Raw genomic sequence first — 1,771 nt, forward strand, 5'->3', positions numbered from 1 at the left:
GGCGGTTCAGTTATTGGAGACTTCTTCTTATTCCAGGATCTGTCAAACTCTGTGAGTCCACCGGCAGAGCCGGGGGTTTACTTATGATTAATTACTGGATGCCGGATCAAGTCCGGCATGACGCTGATGCTTTTTTTGACTTTTTGCAAGTCCGTCAATCATAATAAATGATGACACTCAAAAAGAAACACTCGTAAAAGCCCTGATTGTATTCTTTTCGTATTCATACAGTTCAATATTTGAATCACTCTTTACGTAAGTATTTACCACACCAAGTTCCACCGGAAATTTTGCTCTGCTGCCTCCGAATCTGTATGAAACACCAGCCCTTAAATAATGGGTGTCATCCTGACGCTCTTCACTAAATGACGGATCATCTGCATCATAATAACTTGCCTCAAAGCTATAACCGAGTGAACCAACCAGATTGCCCAGCAGTTTTCTCGAAACAATAAAGTTAGCGCCCCCCCTGTGAAAGCTGTAATATCCGGCTTCTGCATTTTCCCTTGTATATGCCGCATCCAACTTCAGATCAAAAAATCCATATACAGGCGTAATTATTCCGATATCGAAAATAGTTGAGTAAACATTTCTCTCATCAAGATCATTGAAATCCCTTCTCTCACAAGTAAATCTTGAAGTAAAAAGCTGCTCTGTCCAGACAGGCATTGTAAAGGCCGATCCGATTCCATATCCGCTGAAATAATCATTCTGATCAAGATTCATGTAGGAACCGGTTCCGAATATCTCAAGCTCAGAATTATCAAATCTGATCACTGGGCCAGCCTTTAAAACAACATAATCAAGTTCAAGGTCGTCATATTCGTTGTATCTTGTGTGATATGACTGGACCTCGGCCGTAAGCGCAGTAGTTTTTGATGGCAGAACGTAGGCATACCCTATATTTGCTGCCATCTCATAATAATAGTCAGATCCGAGGGAATCCATCACAACAGGAAGGTCATCGAGCGCAGGTATTTTGATTGTCTCACTGACAGGCGCCGCATATGCATTATCGTCGTAAGCAGTTCCAAACAGAAAACTGCCCTTGAAGTTATGGTTATTTCTTGAAGCAGTTATATTTTCAAGGTACAGGGCGATATTATCCTGAACTTCTTGTGGAGGGTTGGTTGATAGCACTTCGTTAAAAAGTCTCTCGGCCTCATCATATGATCCAAGCTGTATATATGACCTGGCCATTTCAAGTTTTATTCTGTGAAGTTCAGGATTCTGGATCAGCATTCTGTCATAGGCGAATATTGCTGTTTCGTAATCCCCGGACTCATAAGCTGACCTGCCAAGGTAAAAATTCAAATCCATATTTGATGGATCTTTTCTGACAAGCCCTGAAAAAACATCATAAGCCTTCTGGAATTCGGAGTTATTGAATAACAAGATTCCATCCTGAAAAGATTTCTCTGTACGGTTTGCATTTTGGGATGACTGTTTTTTCTCTGCCGCAAAGGATAAAGACGCTAACCCATCAGACAGTATTATCAAAATAACAGCTGAAATTATTGTTCTACAGATAATTCCGGTATGACCCTGCAATGAGATGAAACTTCTTCCTTTCATAGACGTTCTCCGAATGAGTAGGATAGAATTTGGATAGGATAATGACTACAAAGACACCTCTGAAGATTGGAATCTTATACCACGAAGAATAAAAATAATTTAAAGTCACCGACCACCGGCAAAGCCGGTGGCATGGAATTCTGAACCGCTCAAAGCGGTAAAAAATGGGGATCACCTAAAGGTGATTAATCAAACA

General features: G+C 40.8%; 1 protein-coding gene. It reads right to left on the reverse strand.

The genetic code is table 11. From position 1 onward, the window contains the following. Window positions 1-177: 177 nt before the first annotated feature. A complete protein-coding gene (locus K245_RS0121580; protein ID WP_027360813.1) occupies window positions 178-1,575 on the reverse strand; it encodes a porin family protein in 1,398 nt (465 codons plus the stop codon). Between the last annotated feature and the right edge of the window lie 196 nt (window positions 1,576-1,771).

Source organism: Desulforegula conservatrix Mb1Pa (assembly GCF_000426225.1).
GTDB lineage: Bacteria > Desulfobacterota > Desulfobacteria > Desulfobacterales > Desulforegulaceae > Desulforegula > Desulforegula conservatrix.

Bases quoted from the DNA above. Each gene is read 5' to 3' on its own strand.
- K245_RS0121580 (WP_027360813.1), bottom strand. From the start codon at position 1,575: ATGAAAGGAAGAAGTTTCATCTCATTGCAGGGTCATACCGGAATTATC.